Annotated in this window: 20 protein-coding genes; 10 read left to right on the top strand and 10 right to left on the bottom strand. The window is 64.7% G+C overall.

What is annotated here, in order from left to right:
* A complete protein-coding gene (locus LWC34_RS49780) occupies positions 1-1,416 on the top strand; it encodes a VWA domain-containing protein (RefSeq protein WP_233733111.1) in 1,416 nt (471 codons plus the stop codon).
* Complete coding sequence (locus LWC34_RS49785; RefSeq protein WP_233733113.1) at positions 1,403-2,119, top strand: hypothetical protein; 717 nt, start codon at positions 1,403-1,405, stop codon at positions 2,117-2,119. Before LWC34_RS49780 ends, LWC34_RS49785 begins: the two co-directional genes overlap by 14 nt.
* A 104-nt stretch (positions 2,120-2,223) precedes the next feature.
* Here LWC34_RS49785 and LWC34_RS49790 read toward each other — a convergent pair whose 3' ends face one another.
* Positions 2,224-2,727, bottom strand: coding sequence for an SDR family oxidoreductase (locus LWC34_RS49790; protein WP_233733115.1), 504 nt, complete (start codon positions 2,725-2,727; stop codon positions 2,224-2,226).
* 134 nt (positions 2,728-2,861) lie between these two features.
* Between LWC34_RS49790 and LWC34_RS49795 the strand changes: the two genes are divergently transcribed.
* A complete protein-coding gene (locus tag LWC34_RS49795) occupies positions 2,862-3,272 on the top strand; it encodes an ABC transporter substrate-binding protein (protein WP_233733117.1) in 411 nt (136 codons plus the stop codon).
* Here LWC34_RS49795 and LWC34_RS49800 read toward each other — a convergent pair.
* Positions 3,238-4,344, bottom strand: a complete 1,107-nt coding sequence (locus LWC34_RS49800) for a sensor histidine kinase (protein ID WP_233733119.1) — start codon at positions 4,342-4,344, stop codon at positions 3,238-3,240. The two genes, LWC34_RS49795 and LWC34_RS49800, sit on opposite strands and share 35 nt — an antisense overlap.
* Positions 4,341-5,009 (bottom strand): response regulator transcription factor, encoded by a 669-nt coding sequence (locus LWC34_RS49805; RefSeq protein ID WP_233733121.1) that lies wholly within the window; start codon positions 5,007-5,009, stop codon positions 4,341-4,343. Before LWC34_RS49805 ends, LWC34_RS49800 begins: the two co-directional genes overlap by 4 nt.
* Positions 5,010-5,156: 147 nt before the next feature.
* Here LWC34_RS49805 and LWC34_RS49810 point away from each other — a divergent pair, with 147 nt between their 5' ends.
* Both LWC34_RS49810 and LWC34_RS49815 read left to right on the top strand, forming a co-directional pair.
* Positions 5,157-5,450 (top strand): LysR family transcriptional regulator, encoded by a 294-nt coding sequence (locus LWC34_RS49810; RefSeq protein WP_284051904.1) that lies wholly within the window; start codon positions 5,157-5,159, stop codon positions 5,448-5,450.
* Between the two features lie 95 nt (positions 5,451-5,545).
* Entirely contained in the window at positions 5,546-6,112 is a 567-nt protein-coding gene (locus tag LWC34_RS49815) for a TetR/AcrR family transcriptional regulator (RefSeq protein WP_233733122.1), read from the top strand.
* 3 nt (positions 6,113-6,115) lie between these two features.
* On the opposite strand, the gene LWC34_RS49820 is transcribed toward LWC34_RS49815, so the two are convergent.
* Positions 6,116-6,790, bottom strand: a complete 675-nt coding sequence (locus LWC34_RS49820) for an SDR family oxidoreductase (protein ID WP_233733123.1) — start codon at positions 6,788-6,790, stop codon at positions 6,116-6,118.
* Between the two features lie 357 nt (positions 6,791-7,147).
* On the opposite strand from LWC34_RS49820, the gene LWC34_RS49825 reads away from it, so the two are divergent.
* Positions 7,148-8,389: an HNH endonuclease signature motif containing protein gene (locus LWC34_RS49825; RefSeq protein ID WP_233733124.1), complete on the top strand. Its 1,242-nt coding sequence runs from the start codon at positions 7,148-7,150 to the stop codon at positions 8,387-8,389.
* An 18-nt stretch (positions 8,390-8,407) separates the two neighbouring features.
* Here the strand turns inward: LWC34_RS49825 and LWC34_RS49830 are convergent, their stop codons facing one another.
* Positions 8,408-9,835, bottom strand: a complete 1,428-nt coding sequence (locus LWC34_RS49830) for a M1 family metallopeptidase (protein ID WP_233733125.1) — start codon at positions 9,833-9,835, stop codon at positions 8,408-8,410.
* A gap of 210 nt (positions 9,836-10,045) precedes the next feature.
* On the bottom strand, positions 10,046-10,723 hold the full coding sequence (locus LWC34_RS49835; protein WP_233733126.1) for a hypothetical protein: 678 nt from the start codon (positions 10,721-10,723) through the stop codon (positions 10,046-10,048).
* Positions 10,724-10,943: 220 nt separating this feature from the next.
* On the opposite strand from LWC34_RS49835, the gene LWC34_RS49840 reads away from it, so the two are divergent.
* Entirely contained in the window at positions 10,944-13,685 is a 2,742-nt protein-coding gene (locus LWC34_RS49840; protein WP_233733127.1) for a BTAD domain-containing putative transcriptional regulator, read from the top strand.
* On the opposite strand, the gene LWC34_RS49845 is transcribed toward LWC34_RS49840, so the two are convergent.
* Genes LWC34_RS49845 through LWC34_RS49855 form a run of 3 tightly spaced genes read right to left on the bottom strand, consistent with a single transcriptional unit; the run spans position 13,672 to position 15,238 of the window.
* Complete coding sequence (locus tag LWC34_RS49845; RefSeq protein ID WP_233733128.1) at positions 13,672-14,283, bottom strand: lipoprotein; 612 nt, start codon at positions 14,281-14,283, stop codon at positions 13,672-13,674. The genes LWC34_RS49840 and LWC34_RS49845 overlap by 14 nt on opposite strands.
* 53 nt (positions 14,284-14,336) lie before the next feature.
* Positions 14,337-14,750: an iron chaperone gene (locus tag LWC34_RS49850; RefSeq protein ID WP_233733129.1), complete on the bottom strand. Its 414-nt coding sequence runs from the start codon at positions 14,748-14,750 to the stop codon at positions 14,337-14,339.
* 32 nt (positions 14,751-14,782) lie between these two features.
* Positions 14,783-15,238 (bottom strand): carboxymuconolactone decarboxylase family protein, encoded by a 456-nt coding sequence (locus LWC34_RS49855; protein WP_233733130.1) that lies wholly within the window; start codon positions 15,236-15,238, stop codon positions 14,783-14,785.
* Positions 15,239-15,407: 169 nt separating this feature from the next.
* Between LWC34_RS49855 and LWC34_RS49860 the strand changes: the two genes are divergently transcribed.
* From LWC34_RS49860 to LWC34_RS49870, 3 genes are read left to right on the top strand one after another with little or no spacing between them, the layout of a single operon-like run.
* Positions 15,408-17,573, top strand: a complete 2,166-nt coding sequence (locus LWC34_RS49860) for an ATP-binding protein (protein ID WP_233733131.1) — start codon at positions 15,408-15,410, stop codon at positions 17,571-17,573.
* A gap of 56 nt (positions 17,574-17,629) precedes the next feature.
* Entirely contained in the window at positions 17,630-18,538 is a 909-nt protein-coding gene (locus LWC34_RS49865; protein ID WP_233733136.1) for an AraC-like ligand-binding domain-containing protein, read from the top strand.
* A 52-nt stretch (positions 18,539-18,590) separates the two neighbouring features.
* A complete protein-coding gene (locus LWC34_RS49870; RefSeq protein WP_233733138.1) occupies positions 18,591-19,163 on the top strand; it encodes a flavoprotein in 573 nt (190 codons plus the stop codon).
* On the opposite strand, the gene LWC34_RS49875 is transcribed toward LWC34_RS49870, so the two are convergent.
* Entirely contained in the window at positions 19,138-20,301 is a 1,164-nt protein-coding gene (locus LWC34_RS49875; protein ID WP_235730958.1) for an MFS transporter, read from the bottom strand. The genes LWC34_RS49870 and LWC34_RS49875 overlap by 26 nt on opposite strands.
* Positions 20,302-20,523: the final 222 nt, after the last annotated feature.

The following is a 20,523-nucleotide window of genomic DNA, read 5'->3' on the forward strand; positions in this document are numbered from 1 at the left end:
TTGCTCCTGGTATTGGCCGCCTGTACGCCGAGTACGGGCGACCAGGTCCGCTTGACCGTGCTGGCCACGTCCGAGCTCGCCGACCTCGGCCCGGTTCTGGCGGATCTGAAGCGTGACACTGGTGTTGAGCTGGTGCTGGACTACCGAGGGACGGTGGCAGCCAGTTCCGAACTAGCCAAGGGGCCATCGGGATTCGATCTGGCGTGGCTGTCCACCAATCGGTTCCTGCGGCTGCGCGGCGCCCAACCGCTGCTGTCCGAGAGCACGATGATGTCGCCACTGGTGTTGGGAGTGAAGAAAAGCAAGGCTGGCCAGTTAGGGGAGCAGCCGTCGTGGGCGGACATCGCGGACCGGGCAGCGTTGGGCGAGCTGACGTTCGGCATGTCCGATCCGCGGGTGTCGGGCGACGGTATGGCCGCGCTGATCGGCGTGGCCACAGCCGCGGCTGGGACCGGCGCGGCCGTGCGGCAGGAAGACGTTCGCTGTGACCGGATCCAGGGATTCCTCGCAGGACGGGCTTTCGACGCTCCCGATGTGATTGAAGAGTACGAACGGCGTCAGGACAATGTGGACGCTGTTGTGGCGCACGAGTCGGCAATCCTGTCGCTCTCGGGACGGCTGCGTGAACCCTTGGAAGTGGTTTACCCGCGTGACGGCATTGTGCTGTCGGATTACCCGTTGATGTTGCTGAACCAGGAAAAGCGCGCTCACTACGATCGCGTTGTCGAATGGCTGCGCTCGCCCGCGGCCCAGCAAGCGATCATGGCGCGTACTTCACGTAGGCCTATCGATCCTGCTTTGCCGCGTAATGAAAAACTCGACACTCCAATCGGGAATGCGCTCTATTTCCCTGGCAGACAAGAGGTTCTCGATACTCTCCTCGCTGCCTACGATCGGGCAGGAACGGGCCGTCAGGTGATCTTCGTGCTCGACTACTCGAAATCCATGGCGGGCGGGCGCATTGCCGGGCTGCGAGAGGCGTTCGCCGCGTTGAACGGGTTCGACCGGTTCTACGTCGGCGAGACGGTCACGATCATCAGGTTCGCCGGTCAGGTGCTGGAAGAACGCTCGTTCACGGTATCGGGCAAGCGGGAACTGGACGCGCTGCAAGCTGTTGTGGCGTCGGATGACATGGGTAGTTACACGGCGATCTGGTCCGCGCTTGACCACGCGTACCGGAAGGCTGGGGACAACGCGTCGATCGTGCTGATGACCGACGGCGAGAACAACGCGGGCACGAGTCTGGCCGAGTTTCTGAAAGTCAAGCGTGTCAGAGTACCCACGTTCGCGATCAGGTTCGGTGAGGCCGATCTCGGCGAACTGAGCCAAGTCTCGGCTGCCACCGGCGGCCGGGTAGTGGACGCGACTGCGAAGTCGTTACTGGAGGCGGTGAGGGAGATCCGTGGCTGTCGCTAGTGGAGTGTGGACATATCTCGGTGCATGGGGATACGTGTGGGTCGCGGTCGTAATCGCTGGAGCGCTGGCGCTCGGCATACTCGTGGTCGCCCTGTTGAGTCGGCGTACACGCCACCGCTTGCCTGGCTTGCCCCTGTATCTGGACGAGGCCGACGCGATCGCCATCTGCCAGACAGGCGGCTACGGCGAAGTGGCGAAACGCGCGGTCAAGGACATCACCGGCGCCAACAAGGACGGCGCACTGGGCAAAGAAGGCTGGTGGTTCAAGTTCGGCGGCAGCCACACGTTCACGCAGGAGAGCACGTACGACGTCGAAGCCACCGCCAACAAGATCATCAGCTACGTCATCCAGGCGCTGGAGAACCAGGACGGAATCGTCGACGTGGACCTGGCGAAGGGAACCATCCGCGGCGACAAGGCATGGCGCAAGACCCGAGCACACCAGCTGGCCATGATCGGTCAGGAGTACGTGGCGGTCCACGGCACGTTCAAAGTCAGCAGCCAGACGGACAAGGAGACGGTACTGACAGCGCCAATCAACACGCCACGCAGAGCGGACCTACGGGTGACGTGTGACGAGCGCAGCCTTCGCCGCGACAAGGTACCGAAGGACGAGTTCAGCGCATGGTGCCTCGGCAAATACGTGTCCTGGAAGGAGGAGACGGGGGAGATCGTCATCCGGCCTGTCGCCCTCTTCCAGTGAGGAAGCACGGCAGAACTACGAGAATGTCCGCGCCGAGCTCAGCCGCGAACCGGCTGTGATCGGAGATGTCACGGTCGGCCCGGTGGAGCTGGAGACCATGGCGCTCAACAGGCTTTACGCCAAGGCCGCCTTTCCGGCGACCGCGTCAGGAAGTCCGCCGCGCCGTTGGTGATCGCGACGCCGAGAAACCCGATCGCCGGTTTGGAGGCGGCGACACCCGAGAACAGCGTGAAGGTTCCGCCGTCGTTGATCCGAGGAGCGAAGTGTTTGGCGAGCATCACCGGCCCGATCACCTTGGTGTCAAACGATTGCCGCAACGCGTCACGATCCAGATCCTGAAGCAGGCCACGAGCTCGCGCGGACGCGGTGGTGACGAGATGGTCGATGCTGCCGAGCCGATCGGCCAACGCCTCGATGGAACGGTCATCGGTGACATCGACTTTCTCGGCCGCTATGTCCGAGTCGTACGCCCGCTCCAGCTTTCCTTGGTCTCTGCCCGCGACGATGACCTGCGCGCCTTGTTCGCGCACGGCAAGAGTCACCGCTCCCGCGATACCGCTCGGGCGTCCGATGACCAAGATCTTCTTGTCCTTCAGTGAGATTCCCATGACTCCGCCTTCCTCTGTGGACACTTTCGACGGTACGTCGATTGACTCATCGAAACCATCGAAGTTATCTCGCGGAAGAGACGAAAACATCTATGAATGGGCAGGTACCGGCGTCCTGCGCTAGCCTTAGTCGCTTGGCAGCGACGCTGGTAGAGCCCTTGGTAGCCGACGTGAACCGTCGTTGGTTCATCGGAGTGGCAGGCGGGACAGCGCTGGGACTGGCTGGTTGCGGCACTGGTGAGTCCCGGCCGGACAGTGCTCCGGCGCCAGGGTTTCCGGTGCAGGTGGACGGCAAATTCGGTCCGACCGTGCTGAACGGACCGCCGCAGCGTGTGGTGGCGTTGGGTCTCGGGCCAGACGCGAGCGCGCTACTCGCCTTGGGCGTCGTTCCTGTCGCGATGGCCGCGGACTCGACGTTGCCTGGCGGCATCCCGCCGTGGGTCCGGGACGCGTTGCAGGGCCGTCAGGTCGAGCTGCTGCTGTCGCTCGGTTATGGCCTTGACCACTTGGTCAACCAGATCGCTGTGGCGTTGCCAGCGGAATAAGAACAGTCACGACAAGGCCGCCTTCTGGCCGAGGTTCGGCCTGGACTCGGCCGCTATGGGCCGTGACTAGCGCGCGGACAATGGACAGCCCGAGTCCGGCGCCTCCACCGGTCCTTTGTGGCGCGCCTCGCTGGAATGGCTCGAACAGCCTGGCAACCTCCGTTGCGGGCACGATTGGGCCGGTGTTGCGCACGCACAGCCGTCCCCAGCTGTCGTCGCGGTCCACTTGAACCTCGACCGTGCCATTGGAAACGTTGTACCGCCACGCATTCTCGAACAGGTTGCGGAAGATCTGACCGAGGAACAACGCGTCGCCCAGTACTTCGATGTTCGCCAGGTCCACGGTCACGGTGACGCCGGACGTTGGCTTCTCGTCGAGAACCTGGGTGACCACATTGTCCAGTCGGACTGGTTCGCGCGTGTGCAACCCCTGTTCACCCTGCGCGAGCTGCAGTAGACCGTTGATCAGTGCGATGCATCGATCGTTACTGCGCAGCAGTTCGTCTTTCGCGCGCTGTACACGTTCGGGATCGCTTGAGGACAGTCCAACTTGGATCAAGGTCCGGATGACTGTCAGCGGTGTACGCAGCTCGTGTGACGCGTTGGCGATGAACCGGCCTTGGGCGTGGAAGGCGTCGTCCAGCCTGGTCAGGAGGTCGTCGAAGGTGTCTGAGAGCTCTTTCAGTTCGTCCTGTGGCCCGGTAAGGGCGATTCGATCATGCAGGTTCGCTGTGGAGATGCTGCGCGCTTGGGCTGTCATCGTGTGGACGCGGCCCAGAACGCGGCCCGTCATCCACCAGCCAAGCACCCCCGCGATGACACCGAGCGCGAGGAAGGTCAGGATGGACTGGACGAGCAGGCCGGTCAGCGCATCATCTCTGGCTTCTTCCACGGACCGCTCGTTCACGAGGACACCGGTGCTGGTCACCTGCTGCCGCGGCATCGCGCCTTCCAGGCGGAGGATGCCTGCTCGGTTTTCCAGGTACACCAGCGTAACCACGATCGTGCTGGCGCCCAGGAAAAGTCCTGTGTGGACTAGTGTGACCCGTGCCCGCAGGCCCAGTCGTTTCATGCACTGTCCCGGCGAATGCGGTAGCCCGCTCCCGCGACCGTTTCGATCACGTTCGGGTCGTCGAGCTTGCCCCGCAGGCGGGACATCACGATCCGGACGGCGCTGGTGAACGGATCGGCGTTCTCGTCCCACACGCTCGTGAGCAGCGTCTCGGCACTGACAACCGCGCCATCCGCGGCCAGCAACGCGTGCAGGACGCCGAATTCCTTGATGGACAGAGGTATGTGCCGGCCATTGTGGACGACCTGACGCAGTGCGGTGTCCATTTCGATCCCAGCACGCTTGATCACCGGTGGCACGACCGGTCGAGCGCGGCGGGCCAAGGCGTCGATCCGGGCGACGAGTTCGTCGAAGTCGAACGGTTTCGCCAGGTAGTCGTCGGCTCCGATGCGCAGCCCCGCGACGCGTTCGCGGACGTCTCCCATCGCGGTGAGCATGAGGATTCGCGTGTGGACGCCTTGCGCGATGGCCTCCCGGCACACGTCGTCGCCGTGCTTGCCAGGCAGGTCGCGGTCGAGGACCACTACGTCGTATTCGTCGTCTGCCAGCTTGTCCACCGCGGTCAGTCCGTCGTGGACGATGTCGACCGCCATGGCCTGCTGACGCAGCCCGTCGGCGATGAAGTCGGCAAGGATACGCTCGTCCTCGGCTATGAGCACACGCATCACAACCTCCGAGCTCCCATCGTTTTCCCCACCATCGCACAGCCGTTGTTTCATTGGTGTATCGGTGCCGGGGAACGTCACCGAAACGAGTGAGCTTTCGGGTATTCGGTGCATGTATAACCTTGGGACCTTAGTTACATTCTACGAATGGCTACTCTGCGCGCGCTGGAATGCCTTGTGGCATTGGTCGACCATGGCTCGGTGACCGCCGCCGCCGAGTCGTTGCACTTGTCCCAGCCTGCCTTGTCCCATCAGATCGCCTCGTTGGAGCGTGAGCTGGGCACGCCGGTGGTTGAGCGGCTGGGCAGGGGAGTGCGCGTGACGGCTGCCGGGCGGGCGACGGCCCAGGAAGCGCGTGTCGCTTTGCGTGCTGCCGAGGAGGCGGTTCGGATCGGCCGCAGGGTCGGCGCAGGACGCGCTGGTCCAGATGTTCGTCGCTGACTTGCTGCGGCGAGGTTTGCCTGCCGGGCCGGTGCGCGTGGGGGAAGATTAGATTTTTGCTATCATCCAACCTGGGTGAATGGGAGAAGGCAGCTGTGGGACGTGCGTCAAAGGCCGAAGCGGCACAGCATCGCGAGGATGTCGTGCACGCGACGGCGAAGCTGTTGCGGGAACGCGGTAGCGCGTCGATCAGCGTCCAGGACGCGATGGCCGCGGCCGGATTGACCCACGGTGGCTTCTACAAGCACTTCGCTTCCAAGGACGAGCTGATGGGAATCGCCGCCACGGAGGCCTTCGAAGATGTTCTGAACCAGCTCGTCCACCTTGCCGAGGACCCCGACAAACCACACGCTCGGGCACAACTCGTGCGGAAGTATCTGTCCACACAGCACCGGGACTCGCCGGGCACCGGCTGCGCCAACGCGGCGCTGGCCGGTGACTCGGCACAGGCGGAAAGTCAAAGCCCGCTTCGGAAGTCTTACGTCGAGGGTATGAACAAGACACTGTCTTTCTTCACCGAGCTCGAATCCGGTGCGGACGCTCGGCGTCAGGCCATCGTGGACCTGGCCACCTTGGTTGGTGCTCTCACCCTGGCTCGGGCCACCGGCCGGACGGCGCTGTCGAAGGAGATCCTGGAGACCGTGAAGGACTCGCTCCAGTGACGTTCACCCCGCGAGGGTCGCTTTCACGTTGCGGGTGAACTCGTCCGCGATGATCTCCGTCTCGCCCTTGGCCAGGCCATCGAGTGCGATCTTCGCGATTTCGACCGGGTCTGACTTGTTCTCAGGGGGGACGTAGTCCGACATGTCGGTGTCCATGTAACCCACGTGCAAGGCGCTGACCTGGATCTTCTTGTCCTCCAGCTCCTGGCGGGCCACATTGGTCAGTGCCCAGGCGGCGGCTTTCGCCGCTGAGTAGGCGCCATAGTCCGGAAAGTGGACCCACGACAGCACGGAGAGGACGTTCAGGATCGCGCCTCCGCCGTTTGCCGCAAGGAGTGGAGCGAAGGTCCTGATCGTTGCCAGCGGGCCGAAGTAGTGGGTTTCCATCTCGAGACGGATCGTGTCAAGGTTACCGTCGGTCAGGTGGGTGTGGGTGGAGATGCCCGCATTGTTGATCAGCAGGGTGGCGTCTTTCGCGGCTGCCGCCGCTTCGGCGATCGAGTCGGGTTTCGTGACGTCAAGGTAGAGCGGGTGGACGCCTGGCAGGTCGATCGTTTCCGGCTTTCGTGCGGTCGCGTAGACCTTCGCCGCACCTCGCTCGAGGAGCTGAGCTGCCAGAACACGGCCGAAACCGCGGTTGGCGCCGGTCACTACGGCTACCGCGTTGGTGAGTTCCACTTGGGGTTCCGTTCGTTGGAGGGCCTTCGATGAGTAGATTACAGAGGTAATCTAATGAGGCAAGAAAGATAGATTGTGATAGACATCTAACAGGGGGGTGCGGGTTTCCGGGAATATCTTGGGATTGAAGCCTGATCGGCAGGTGGACAGTCAAGGATGTGGCTAGGCAGCCTCGCTGCGTCCCTATCCTTTGCTGTCGTTCCCTTTGGTTGCTCTCTGCTTTCGCTGATGTCTGCGGGCATCGCGGTCTTTGTGCTCCGGTCGCAGGCATCGTGGTGCTGACCAGCATTGGCACCCAATCGGGTACTTGCCTTGTATCGCAAGGACTTTCACATTCCATCGGCGTAGCCTGGAGGCATGGAGGGGATCGCATCTACACTGTGGCAGCTCGATAATCGCGAGCTCGTCGCGCGCATCTCCGCTTCCGAAAGCAAGCTACGGCAACACTATGCCGAGCACCTTGCTCTTCTGGCCGAAGCGGACGCACGCGGCACCGCGCACGAGCTCGGCTACTCCAGTACCACCGCCTTGCTCCTCCACATCCTCAACATCACCCGCGGCGAAGCCAGCCAGCGACTCGCCCACGCAACCGCCCTCAACGACGCCACAACACCCACCGGCGTCGTCATCGAAGCCTCGAGTCCCTTGACTGCCAAGAAACTCGACGCCGGTGAGATCAGCATCGGACAGGTCGAGGTCATCCGGAAGTTCATCGCCAGCCTCACTCACCTCGAACCCGACAAGGCCGCCCTCGCCGAAGAACTGCTCATCGAACGCGCCGCTCAAGACGATCCACATGCGCTGGCCCGGTATGGCGAACAGATAGTGCGCGACATCGTGGACCCGGACGGGAAACCACCGAACCTCGATGAGTCACAGCGGCCCGAGCGGGAGTTGCGGCGGCACGTGTACCGCGATGGGCACATGGAATTCAAAGGCCGCCTGGACGCCGAGACCGCCGCCCTGTTCAACGGCCTGCTCACACCCTTCGAGAAATACGAACCCGACGACACTCGTGGCTATGCCGAGCGAAGCGGGGACGCGTTCGCCGATGTGCTGCAGCAGGCCGCCAACTGCCCAGACCTGCCCACGCAGAATGGGTTGAAAACCGAGGTAGCCTTCACCATCTCGCTGGACCAGTTGATGAAAGCAGCCGAAGGTCATGTACTGTCGGATGCCCAGCTCACTCCGGCCGAGGTACGGCGGATCGCCTGCGACGCCCATGTACTTCCCGCTGTCATGGGCGGGGAATCCAAACCCCTTGATGTCGCGGTCCCCGCCTACGCCGTGCCCGCGCACATCCGGCGAGGGCTTGTCCTGCGCGACCGAGGGTGCGCGTTCCCCTCGTGCGAACGACCCGCCAGCGTCTGCCACGCACACCACATCGTGCCCTGGCTACAAGGCGGCCCCACCTCAATGGACAACACCGTCCTGCTCTGCGGGCACCACCATCGACTGATCCACCGCAGCGACTGGACGGTCGAACTCAAGGACGACGTCGCCTGGTTCACCCCGCCGGACTTCGTCGACCCTGAACGGAAGCCCCGGCGGAATCTCTTACACAGACGTTGTGCCGCCAGCCCTTACTCGCTTGGCTGACGGCACAACGTGTTCAGATTACTTGGCGGGCTTGAGGGCGCCTGGGTAGAGGTACTGGTCGGCTGGTTTGCCGGTTCCGTACACCCAGGCGTCGAAGAAGCCTTTCAGGTTTTTCCGGGACAGCAGTTCTGCGTAGCGCTGGAAGTTCTGCATGTTGGCGTTTCCATCGCGGTGCACCGTTGGCCAGGTCTTCAGCACCGTGTCGAACGCGGGCTGGCCGATGTAGTTACGCAGGGCGTGCAACATCAGCGGGCCCTTTGAGTACACGTAGGTGAACTCGTTGCCTGGACCCATGTCGTGCAGCTTGCCGTTCCAGAAGGCTTCCGAGGCCCGCTTGACTCGTGCCGCATAGTTGGCGTTGAGGTCGGCGTTGTCTTTCGCTTCAGCCCATAGCCATTCGGCGTAGGAGGCGAAGCATTCGTTCAGGCAGACATCGCGCCAGCTCTCCACCGCCACCGAGTCGCCGTACCACTGGTGGGCGTTCTCGTGCACGATCGTGTCGATGTCGCCTGCCTGGCCCGCATAGATCGGGCGGCTCATCGTCTCAAGCGAGAAGCCGATGTCCGCGCTGAGGAAAATGCCGCCTGCCGCGTCGATCGGATACTTGCCGAACTTGGACTCGAGGAAGTCGAGGACCTCAGGCAGCCGGGCTTCGGCCTGCTTCGCCGAATCGGGCACGCCCGGGGCATACGCGTTGACGATCGGTGTGCCGTCGGCCCGTTTCTGGTGTTCGAAGGTCCACTTGTCGATACCGACCGTCGTCATGTACGGCACAGTCGGGGTTTCCTCGGCCCACACATGTGTTGTGCCGCCTGAGGTTTTGAAGGTTCCGCGTTCCTGGCCCGCCGCGATGACACCCCACTCGTCAGGAACAGTCACAGCGAGGTGGAATGTGGCTTTGTCGCGCGGAGTGTCGTTGACCGGGTACCAAGTCGTGGCCGATTTTGGTTCACCAGCGGCAAACGCACCGCCATCCTCGGTGTACTGCCAGCCGTTGTCGCCGAGAGCTGGGTCGCTGATCGGCGTGGGGGAGCCGTGGTACGCGATCTCGACCGTGAAGTTCTGGCCGCGACGTAGTGCCTTCGCTGGCTTGATGACCAGTTCATAGTCCCCAGTACGGCTGAAAGTCGCGTCACGCCGATCCACCCGTACGGAGTCGACTGTCAGGCCGTGCAAGTCCAGATTGAAAGAGCTGAGCGAATGAGTCGCCCGCGCGGAGATTTGCTGTTTCCCGGTCAGCTGGCGCGTCGGCGGGTCGTAAGTGATCTTCAGGTTGTAGTCGGCGACGTCATAACCGCCGTTCCCGTCCTGTGGGTAGTAGCTGTCACCGGCGCTGTCGCTGCCTGGTCTCGGCGGATCCCAGCTGTCGGCCGACGCGACGGTGACGCTGAGGCAGAGGCTGCTCAGGACGGCTGTCACCACGACGACCGGTTTCTGTGCGCGCATGAACACTCCTGTCTGTCTGGAGTGGACTCCCGGCTGTCACCGACAGTGCCGGGTTGTCTCCTCCGAGCAACATATCCCCGGTCACCAGGCACTAACCGGGGATATGTTGGGAATGTCCGGATAATCAATACTTCCGTCGGTCAGTCCGTTCCGGCCGGAACAGTCCACAAAGGATTTTCATGACGGTAGCGGCAAACCGGACAGGGCGGGTTAGCGTGAGCCATCCGGCGCCTTGACTGGGGTGCAAGGCATCTTGTCCTTCACGAACTCGTTGCTCGCTTCCTTCGTCGGAACACAGAGTTCGAACGATGTCGCCTGGACCTTGTCGTCGATGGAGAATCCGATCTGGGCGAAACGCGTCTCGCCACGCTTGATGTCGGACCTCGTGTACTGGACGTGGCTCCAGCTCGCGGTGCGCCACTCGGCGCTCAGCAGTGGCTGGAGCTGGCTGCCTGGCTTGCCGTATGCGTAGCAGTTCCCGTTCTTGTCTACGGGCTGCGTGCCGTTGCACGTCGATCCGGCCGGTTTGAAGCGGACGTAGAACTCGTCGTCGATCTTGACGTTGTCCATTCCCCGGTCCGCGAGGGCAGGGGTGACCGCGACCCACACCGCGAGGAAGTGGTAGCCAGGGTTGGCAGGCTTGTCCATCACCTCGGCCGCCCAGGTCGAGTCGATCGCCTTGACTTTCAGGCCGAGAGACGCGCCCGATTCGGTGTACACGACGCCCTCGCCAGGGAAGTCCTCGAAAACCGGCCGCTTCGCCGGTTCGGCGGCCGGGGCGGCGGGCCCATCACCCGAACTGCCTTGTGCGACCGGTTCATCACCGCCACCGCAGGCCAACAGGGGCGCGGCGAGAAGTGCGCACAGGGCCAGCTTGCCAGACTTCATTGGTGTGTTCCCTCGTGTTCGCCAGCCCGATCCGGTTACTCGGAGTGGCGGGCGGCTTGTGCTCGACATCAGGTAGTCCCCCTCGATCCGTTGGCCGGAAGGGTGCCGAGCGCCGTCCTCATCTCGTCATCACGCCGTCACCGTGTCCCGAAACACCGCTCTAGCTGGGCATGTGTATCCTTCGGCACACACTGCGACCGGCTTGGGGAGGACCGGAGGCATGGACTTCCGCGTACTCGGGACGCTGGAGATCTGGACGGACCATGGGCGCCTCGCGCTGCCCAGCGCCCGTCACCAACGAGTCCTCGCGGCGTTGTTGCTGGCGCCGAACTCCGTAGTCCCGCTGCCCAGACTGGTCGAAGCCACCTGGGACGAAGAGCCGCCAGCGACAGCGACCAAACAGGTGCAGAACTGCGTCTCCGCCCTGCGGGAACGCCTCGGCGACCCCAGCGTGATCGTCACGGACGGTCACGGATACCGGATCGTCGTCAGCGACGATCAGCTCGACCTGCTGCACTTCACCAAAGGAATCGCCTGCGCGCGCCGGATCGCCGCCCAAGGCTCGCTGGGCGAAGCGGTACGAGAGATCCGGGAAGCGCTGAAACTGTGGCGCGGGCAAGCACTGGCCGGAATCGGCACAGCCATGCTGGCCAGGCGCGCGGCGCTGCTGGACGAGCAACGCCTCAACGCCGTCGAGTCCTGCACCGACTGGCAACTGGAACTTGGCGAGTATCGCGAGGTCATCGACGAGCTGACCGAGATCGTCACCGAGCATCCCCTGCGAGAACGGCCGCACGCGCAGTTGATGCTCGCGTTGGACCGCAGCGGCCGCCAGGCGGAAGCGCTCACGGTGTTCCACCGGTTGCGGACGCACCTCGCCGAAGAACTGGGCGTTGACCCCGGACCCGAAGTACGGGCGGCGCACGAACGGATCCTGCGGGCCGAAGACCAGCCGCCAGCCGCAGTTCCGAAGCTGGGCGAGTTGGACCTCGCGGCAAGGGAGCTTGCCACAGCGATCACCCGGCAGTGGACCGCCGAGGCCGAGATGCGGTCGCTCAACCGGCCTGAGCCAGTCCCGTTGACCTGGTCGACCACCGAACGGCACGTTGCAGCCGTGGCCTCGGCGGTCATGGGCGGAAGGCCAGGCAACGCCCCGGAACGGCTGACACTCAGCGGGGACCTCGCCGATGTGGTCACGAAGTTCCGGCAGCTTCCATCGCGCCAGCTGGTCGTGCTCGGCGAGCCAGGAGCAGGCAAAACAGTGCTGGCCATCCTGCTCACCCTCGGGCTGCTTGCCGATCAGCCACCCGGCGAGCCAGTGCCGGTGCTGCTGCCGCTGGCGTCATGGAACCCACGCCAGGAACACCTGCACGGATGGCTCGCCCGCAAGCTCGTCCAGGAATACCCGGGCTTGGCCAACACCGCCGCGTACGGCGAAGACGCCGCGCTGCGCCTAGTGCTCGAAGGCCGGATCATCCCGATCCTCGACGGCCTCGACGAAACCCCACCCGGCCTGCACGCGGCCGCGATCGACGCGCTCGACCAAGCCGTCGCCGGTGGTCGCCCACTCGTGGTGACCTGCCGGAGCACGGAGTACGAACTCGCCGTCAACCAGGCGGGGTCCTTCCTGGCCACTGCGGCGGTCGTGGAGATCGAGCCAGTCGAACTCGAGGACGCCATCGGTTTTCTCACCGCACGCCAGCGGCTCGGTGACAACCGCTGGCACCCCGTGATCGAAAAGCTGCGCCAGGAACCCGACGGGCCTCTCGCGCAGGCCCTGCGTACCCCGCTGATGGTCGACCTCGCCAGGACCGCGTACGCGCATCCCGGCACCGATCCAAGCGAGCTCACGCGATTGCCTGATCGCGCGGCCATCGAAGGGCACCTGCTCGACGCCTATCTGCCTGCCGTTTACATCCGCCGTCCAGCACCGCCCGCGCACATCGATCGCCCAACTCAGCCGCGTGACTACGACCTGGAGCACGCCAAGCGGTGGCTGAGTTTCCTCGCGCGCCAGATGGAACGCGGCGGTACGCGTGATCTTGCCTGGTGGCAGATGGATCGGGCGGTGCCGAGATCCGCCGTCGCGCTGTTGCTCGGACTGCCACCGGCACTGCTGTACATGATCACCGGCTGGCTCGCCGCAGGCGCGCTGACCGGCGCGATCTACGGCGCGGCGTTCGCCGTTGCCGGCGTTGTCTCGCACGGTGCCGGGCGGCATCCGGGGCCACTCCGGGTGCAGGCCAGATTCCGTGGCACCACAGGAAGATTCGCGCGCCGGTTCGCGGTCGGAGTCGTGATCGGACTCAGTTTCGGCCTCGGCTGGTCGCTGGCGACCTGGGTGGTCGTCCTGCTCATGCTGGTCTTCGGTCTAGCCGTCGGAGTCCACGCGTGGCTCGGCGCGCCACTGGACGCCAACCGCGTGTCCAGCCCGGTGACCGTGCTGTGCAACGACCGCGCGGCGACGCTGTCCTTCAGCGTTGCCGTCATGGTGGCACTGGGATTGTTCTACGGGATCGCGCTCGCCATGACGCCGTACATGCCGGACACGCTCGATTCCATGGTCATCGGCGACGGTTTCAACATCGAACTCGCGTTGGGCGGTGGCGTGGCCGCGGCACTGCTGGGCCGCTACATCATGCGCACCCCGGGCACAGTGGCCTACGGGCTCGCCGGAGCGATCGTCGGCGGGCAGATCCTGCCGACCGCCGAGGACCCGGTCCTGGCGGTGCTGGCAGGAACCATGTTCGGCCTCGCGGTCGGCCTGTCCGTGTGCGTCTCCCGTGCATGGGGCACGTTCGCGGTCACGCGGCTGTGGCTGGCGGCGCACGGCCAGATCCCGTTGGAGCTCATGGCTTTCCTCGACGATGCGCACCGGCGTGGCGTGCTGCGGCAAGTTGGTGCGGTGTATCAGTTCCGGCACGCCCGCCTGCAAGAACGCTTGGCTGTCACGGAATCGTGAGCGACTTCTTGGCCAGTTCGTACGCGGGCAGCATGGCCGCGTGCTCGTCGTCGTCGAAGCCGCCGACAGTGATCAGAACCGCGCCACTCGGCGTGGGCACCGACAGGATCCGCTCGCGCTTCTTGACCTCGGCGGTCGGGTTGTCCCGCACGTAAGACACTTCGGTCGCGGTCGTCGAAGCGACCTTGACCTCGCTGTACTCCGGGACGGTGATGTTCTTGTCGTCGGCGAGGTAGTCATCGAGCGCTTGGCGTGGGGGGCTGGTCTTCGTGCTTGTCCAGATCCGCAGGAAGCCGATGATGCCAGCGGGTTTGGCATCGATCTCGCAGACCGCGTTGAAACCGCCCTGTTTGACCAGCGAACCGAGGTCGTCCATGTTCTCGATGGGCTTCGGCTTCCACTTCGCCGCCAGTTCGAACGAGACGGGCAGCTTGCACGGCGTGTCCGCGCCCCCAAGGCGGCCCGCGCTCGTGGCCTCCGGTTTCGAACTCTGCTGCGTCGGCGTCGGATTGCTTTGCGGCGTGGGCTCTGAGCTGCACGCGGCGGTCAACGCGGCGACGGCGAACAGGACAATACTGGTGTTTTTGAATCCCCCCATGCGTCGGAGTATATGGGGGTGCCGTTGCCTGCGAACGGCACCCCGGGACCGAGTCAGCTCACGGCCTTCTTCACCAGCGCACCGATCTTCTTCTCCACATCAGGGGTCCATTCGGCGATCGCGAACCAGGCAGGCCACATGGCGCCGTTGTCGAGGTTCGCCGCGTCACCGAAGCCCAGCAGGGCGAACCGCGTCTTGAACTTCGCCGCGGGCTGGAAGTGGCACAGGACCTTGCCGTTACGGGCGTACGCGGGCATCCCGTACCACGTCTTCGGTGTGAGTTCCGGAGCGTTGGCCCTGATCACGGCGTGCAGACGTTCGGCGATCGCACGGTCGGCACCGGTCATCTCGGCGATCTTCGCGAGCACGTCGGCCTCGCCGTCTGTCTTGCCCTTCAGCTCTTTGGCGCGGTCCTTCATCGCGCTGCGCTCTGCCGCGGTGAAACCTTCGTAGCTCTTGCTTGCCATTGGATTCTTTCTCTCTCGGATGGGGGTTCTGGTCACCACTGGCCGGCTTGCTGCCGGGTCGGTACGTTGAGTCGGTTGAAGGCGTTGGTGATCGCGATGTTCAGCAGCAATGCGGCCAGTTCGGCCTGGTCGAAGTACTTGGCGGCGACATCCCACACCTGGTCCGGCACCGCATCCGCGTTGTCGGCGAGCCGGGTCACGGCCTCGGTTAGTGCCAGCGCGGCACGCTCTTCGTCGCTGAACCACGGCGTCTCGCGCCACGCGGCTACGGCGTGCACCTGGTCATCGGTCAGGCCGTGCTGACGGGCCTGGTGGACGCCACCCGCCACGCATGGGCTGCAGCTGTTGATCTGGCTGGCGCGCAGGTGGCTCAGGGCAAGTAGCTTGCCGTCCAGCCCGGTGCCCGCGATGGCCTTGTTCACGCCCATCAGGGCTTCGATGGCCCCGTTGATCAGCATCGCCGGGTTCGGCATCCGCGTGGTCGACATCGGTTTCTCCTTGGTGTTCCGCTCGTTTCGCTGACAGGAGCAATACGACCACCGGCGATGGCGTCCCCGCGCCGCCCGTGGGACACTGTGGGACACGCGCGACCGGGTCTACCTGCGTAAACGTGTCGCTGATCCGTTCGCGTGGAACGGGACAGGTACGGTGTCCCACGTGTCGAGCCCGCAGGAGCGACTGGTCGCCCAGCTCGCACGGATCAAGGAACTAAGCGGCCTCAGCCTGCGTGCCCTTGCCCGCAAGACCGAGCTGAGCAGCTCGTCGCTGTCGCGATACCTCAACGGCCAGCTCGTGCCGCCGTGGGAGGCCGTCGTCGCGCTGTGCCGTGCCGTCAGCCGTGATCCCAGGCCGTTGCGTCCGATGTGGGCCGAGGCAGCCAAGGCTGGCGCGGCGCCACCACCTCGCCGTAACGACCTACCGGCCGACTTGATCGACTTCACGGGCCGGGAGACCGAGTTTGCCCAGGTCGAAGAGCTGCTACGGGCCGCAGGCGCGGTGGCGATCGACGGCATGGGCGGGGTCGGCAAGACCAGCCTCGCCGTGCACGTGGCCCACCGGCTGGCGCCGACGTATCCGGATGGCGGCCTCTATCTCGACCTGCACGGGTTCACCCCTGGCCAGGAGCCGCTGACTGATCAGGCCGCGTTGGGACGGCTGCTTGGTGCCTTGGGGATCACGCATCCTCCCGCTGGGACCGAGGAACGCGCGGCGCTCTGGCGATCGGAATTGTCGCGCCGACGGGTGCTTGTCGTGCTCGACAACGCGGTTGATGCCGAGCAAGTGCGTCCACTCCTGCCAGGGGCCGGGAATTCCGCGGTCTTGATCACCAGCCGGTTGCGTCTGGTCAGTTTGGACGGCGTACCGCCGGTGTCACTGGCGCCATTGGCTGACGGCGACGCGGCGCACCTGTTCGCCAAGGCGGCCGGGCTTGCGTCTTCTTCGGACTCGGAGATCGGGCAAGTCCTGAGTCAGTGCGGGGGATTGCCGTTGGCGCTTCGGATGGCGGGCGCGCGGCTACGACACCGTCCTGGATGGACAGTGGGTGTGCTCGCGGAACGGTTGCGTGACAACGCAAGTCGCTTTGACGCTGTGTTCGGGATGTCGCTGCAGCAGCTCGACTCCGATCAGCGACGGGTTTTCCGGCTGCTGGGTGTGTTGCCGGGCACCGATTTCGACGCTTTGGCTGCGGCTGCGCTCGCCGACATGCGGGTCGACGCGGTGCTTGACGAGTTGGTCGACGCTCATCTGGTTCAGGAACCCTCGCCTGGGCGGTTCCGGATGCACGACCTGATCAAACGGTATGCCTCGGACATCGCCGCTGATGAGCAACCGCAGGCTGACGCCGCCGTGCGCCGGGTGCTGAACCACTATTTGGCGCAGGCTGTGGCTTATGACCAGACGTTGCCCTCGCCGCACCGCCCGAACCCTTCGCCGGGTGATCCCGCGGAGGCTATGGCCTGGTTCGATCTTGAATACGTCAACCTCATCGCGTCGTTCGATGCGGCCGTGCGGCTAGGCGTTGACGAGGTGGTGGCCGAACTTCCGCAGGCCATGCGGGTGTGGTTCTTCCGCCGCCGCGGTACCGACGACCAGGTCCGGATGCTCGACGCCGCCGCGGCCGCCGCCGGGCGACTCGGCCATTCCCCGGCATCGCTGCTGCTCGACCTCGGCTTCGCGCACGCGGCCGCCGGACGTCTCACCGAGGCACTCGCTGCCTATGAACAGGCCGAGAAGTCCGGAGTGGACGGTGACCTTGCGGCCGGTTTGGCTTTGCGGCTCGGCTTCGTGCGACGGGATCTCGGCGACTTCGAAGCGGCACAGGCCCAGTTCCGGCGGGCCCGCGAGCTGTTCGGGAAGCTCGGGCGTCGGGGCGGGGAGTCGCAGGCGCTGGCCTTCGACGGCTGGGTGACCCTGCACCTCGGCTCTCCCGACCAAGCCGTCTCCTTGGCCAGGGCCTCCCTTGACCTTGCTGACGGGCCTGCGCGGATCACCGGGCTGGTCACGCTCGGCCTTGCCTTGGCTTCGTCGGATCCGTCGCAGTCGCTGAGTGCTTTCGCCGATGCCGTGCGATTGGCTGAGCAGAACAATCTTCAGCACAACCAGGCGTGGTGCCACAACTACCTCGGGGTGGCGCTGCGAGTCATGGGCAAGCTCGACGAGGCGCTTGAGCAGCACCAGCGCGCGTTCGAGTTGCTGGAACCACTGGCCGAGGTTCAGCTGGAAATCGACTGCTTGCAAACGTATGCCGAAACGTGCCGGGTGGCCGGGCGTTCCGACCGGGCGCAGGTCCTGCTGGACCGGGTCAGCAAGCTGAAGCCTTGATCTGGCCACAACTCGCCATAGTCCACAAGGGAGCATTTCGGCGTTACCATGGACTCGTGGAACGAGTCGTGTGGTCCACTGCGGACGTCGCGCGGACCGATGCGTTCGGCTACTGGGCCGACGTGATCTGTGACGCGTTTGTACATGTCTCGGCACGACCGGTCACGCAGGAATCGTTCCAGGGGCGAATCTCGCATACAACCCTCGACGGGGTAGGAATTTCCGCGTTGTCCTCAAACGCCCAGCAGGTCCGGCGGACCAAGAGCCAGATCGCGCGCGGGCATGAGGACAGCGTGCTGGCCAACATCCAACTCACCGGCCGCGGCACCTTGGAACAGGACGGCCGGACCGCGGTACTGGAGCCTGGGACACTGGCGTTTGTGGACAGTGCCCGTCCGTACACTTTGGATTTCGCTGATCCGTTCTCTCAACTCGTCATCCGGGTGCCCCGATCGCTTATGTCCCAGCGGTGCTTGTCCGGTGCGACGGCAGTCGCTCTGCGGCCGTCCGGACCCGTTCGGCTGGTGACGGATTTCTTCGCAGGTTTGGACCGGCTCGACGTGGCCACAGCAGCCCAGTTGTTGCCGCACGGCATCGGATTGCTGGACTGTGCGGTGGGCTGGGCGGCTGGCTCGGCGCCGACGGACGCGGCGTTGACTCGTGAACGCGTGCTCCGGTTCGTCAACCGGCATGCTCGCGAACCAAGCCTCGACGCCAATGCGATCGCCGCGGGATGCGGGATCTCCCGCCGGACGTTTTACCGTTCGGTCGAGTCGGTCACGGGTCTGATCCGTGACCAGAGAGTCGCTTTCGCTCGGCAGATGCTGCGATCGAACCCGTCGTGCTCACTGGATGTCGTTGCGCGCCACTGTGGTTTTGCCGGTGTGGCCCAGTTCCACCGTGCATTTCGGACAGTCACCGGCATGACACCGGCGACCTATCGAAGTGGCACGGATCGTCACTGATCCTGGCACAAGACGTCACTTGTGGGCTGCGGGGTTCATTCACGATGGTGGCGTGACAAACGATCAATCCACCTTCGGCGGCCGCTTGCTGATCGGCGCGAGCGGCTCAGCGGCAGTCGCGATGCTGCCGATGTACATTTCCGGGCTGCGTGCCCAGTTCACCGGAACAATCACTGTGCTGATGACCCCCACAGCGACTCGTTTCCTTCCCGCGCACACGGTCGCGCTGTTCGCCGACCGAGTCGTGACCGGCGAGCCAGAGTCATCCTGGGCCCGGCACAACCAAGCGACGCTCGCCGCGGAACACGACATGCTCGCGGTATTGCCCGCGACCGCCAACCTGCTCGCCGCGACAGCGTCGGGTGCGGCCGGAAACATGCTGTCGACGACCATCCTGGCCGCGACGTTCCCGGTCGCCATCTTCCCCGTGATGACCGGTGAAATGTGGGAAAAGCCGTCCGTCCAACGAAATGTCGAAGTCATCAAGGCGGACGGATACCGCGTCGTAGCCCCGGAGTGGGGCAAACGGTACGACGTCGCGCTTGGCGGCTTCGTCGAAAGCACCGTGCCGCCCGCCCCGCCCATGGTCGTCAGCGTGATCAGGGAGTTGATGCCCGCAGGTTAGCCGTGATGGCCAGCGCCGCCATCACCCCGCTGGAAATCGCGGCGACCGTAAAGCCGCCGTGCGCGCCGGACGTGCTCACCGCCCAACCAGCCACAGCCGCCGCACCAGCAGAACCTGCCGCACTGGCCGAATTCAGCCACACGAAGGCCTGCGTGAGCACAGCCCGATGGACGGCAGCTTCGGCCAGTACGGAGCAAAGGACGAGGATCGGCGGGATCGCGAGCCCGGTCAGCACCACACCGACCGCCAGTTCAAATGGCTCGCTGGCCACCAGAAGCGGCAGGCAGCCTCCCGCCAACCCGACCGCGACGACCGCCAGTTGTACCTGAGGGGCTGTGCGCCATCGGCGCAGCCCGTACAACCAACCGGCAAGCAACGTGGCACAACTGGTTACCGTGAACATCACCGCGGCCGTGCCCGGCGCGCCGCGCTCGACAGCGAACGCCGTCACGGAGATCTGCATAGCGCCGAAGAACCCGCCAATAGCAAGATTCACGCCCGCCAATACCATGAATCCAGGTCGCAGCAGCGTCCTGGTCCTGGCAGGACTGGAAATCGGCGGCGCGGTCCGGCGTTGACTGGCGAAACACAACCCGCCACCCACGATGAAACAAGCAGCCAAGACCGTGCCAGCCGTCGGAAGCCCGCTAGCCCCAAGGAAACTAACCAAAACCGGCCCGCCAAGGTAAGCAACCTGATTAGCCTGTGACTCCAATGCGAACGCAGCATGCAGGGTCCGCTCGCCACGCAGCAACGTCACCCACCTCGCCGCCGACAACGCGCCAAGCTGAGGGACAGAGGCACCGACCAGCACGCCCGCGGTTATCAACCACCCCTGGGTCTCGCTTCCGAGCAACATCCCTACCGCCGCGGCATGCACCAACAGCGCGGGCGGCAACACCCTCGTCTGCCCAAACCGGTCAATCAACCTCGCCAATTGCGGCCCAGCAAGGGCCTCAGCGACAGCGAACCCACCCGTCACCAATCCAGCAGTGGCATAAGACCCAGTCCGAGCGTGAACAAACCAGACAATGCCAAGGCTGGTCATAGCAATACCAACGCGCCCGACGGTTGCGGTCAGGAAGAACGCAGCGGCACCACGAGCGCGCAAGAGAGTGCCATAAATCGCCGACGACATGCGAATGTCCCATTCGCTGCCCGGCGGGGCGAACCACCCAGGGTCGTCGGCGCCCAGATTTACCGACCCGTGGTCACACCTGAAACCGTCCAGTGTTGGCGTGAAGCGGGGACACGCACCCCACGCCGGCATCATCACCGGGCAGAAGCTGTAGATCCTTGTCGCCACAACCCTAACGGCTCGAAACGAGACCTGTCCAGACCGCCCACCGCCCGCGCAAGT

The sequence above is a fragment of the Kibdelosporangium philippinense genome, from assembly GCF_021390435.2.
Taxonomy (GTDB): Bacteria; Actinomycetota; Actinomycetes; order Mycobacteriales; family Pseudonocardiaceae; genus Kibdelosporangium; species Kibdelosporangium philippinense.

Bases quoted from the DNA above. Each gene is read 5' to 3' on its own strand.
- LWC34_RS49855 (WP_233733130.1), bottom strand. From the start codon at position 15,238: ATGTCGACCACGCGGATGCCGAACCCGGCGATGCTGATCAACGGGGCC.
- LWC34_RS49790 (WP_233733115.1), bottom strand. From the start codon at position 2,727: ATGGGAATCTCACTGAAGGACAAGAAGATCTTGGTCATCGGACGCCCG.
- LWC34_RS49805 (WP_233733121.1), bottom strand. From the start codon at position 5,009: ATGCGTGTGCTCATAGCCGAGGACGAGCGTATCCTTGCCGACTTCATC.
- LWC34_RS49830 (WP_233733125.1), bottom strand. From the start codon at position 9,835: ATGCGCGCACAGAAACCGGTCGTCGTGGTGACAGCCGTCCTGAGCAGC.
- LWC34_RS49850 (WP_233733129.1), bottom strand. From the start codon at position 14,750: ATGGCAAGCAAGAGCTACGAAGGTTTCACCGCGGCAGAGCGCAGCGCG.
- LWC34_RS49810 (WP_284051904.1), top strand. From the start codon at position 5,157: ATGGCTACTCTGCGCGCGCTGGAATGCCTTGTGGCATTGGTCGACCAT.
- LWC34_RS49845 (WP_233733128.1), bottom strand. From the start codon at position 14,283: ATGGGGGGATTCAAAAACACCAGTATTGTCCTGTTCGCCGTCGCCGCG.
- LWC34_RS49825 (WP_233733124.1), top strand. From the start codon at position 7,148: ATGGAGGGGATCGCATCTACACTGTGGCAGCTCGATAATCGCGAGCTC.
- LWC34_RS49800 (WP_233733119.1), bottom strand. From the start codon at position 4,344: ATGAAACGACTGGGCCTGCGGGCACGGGTCACACTAGTCCACACAGGA.
- LWC34_RS49875 (WP_235730958.1), bottom strand. From the start codon at position 20,301: ATGTCGTCGGCGATTTATGGCACTCTCTTGCGCGCTCGTGGTGCCGCT.
- LWC34_RS49840 (WP_233733127.1), top strand. From the start codon at position 10,944: ATGGACTTCCGCGTACTCGGGACGCTGGAGATCTGGACGGACCATGGG.
- LWC34_RS49835 (WP_233733126.1), bottom strand. From the start codon at position 10,723: ATGAAGTCTGGCAAGCTGGCCCTGTGCGCACTTCTCGCCGCGCCCCTG.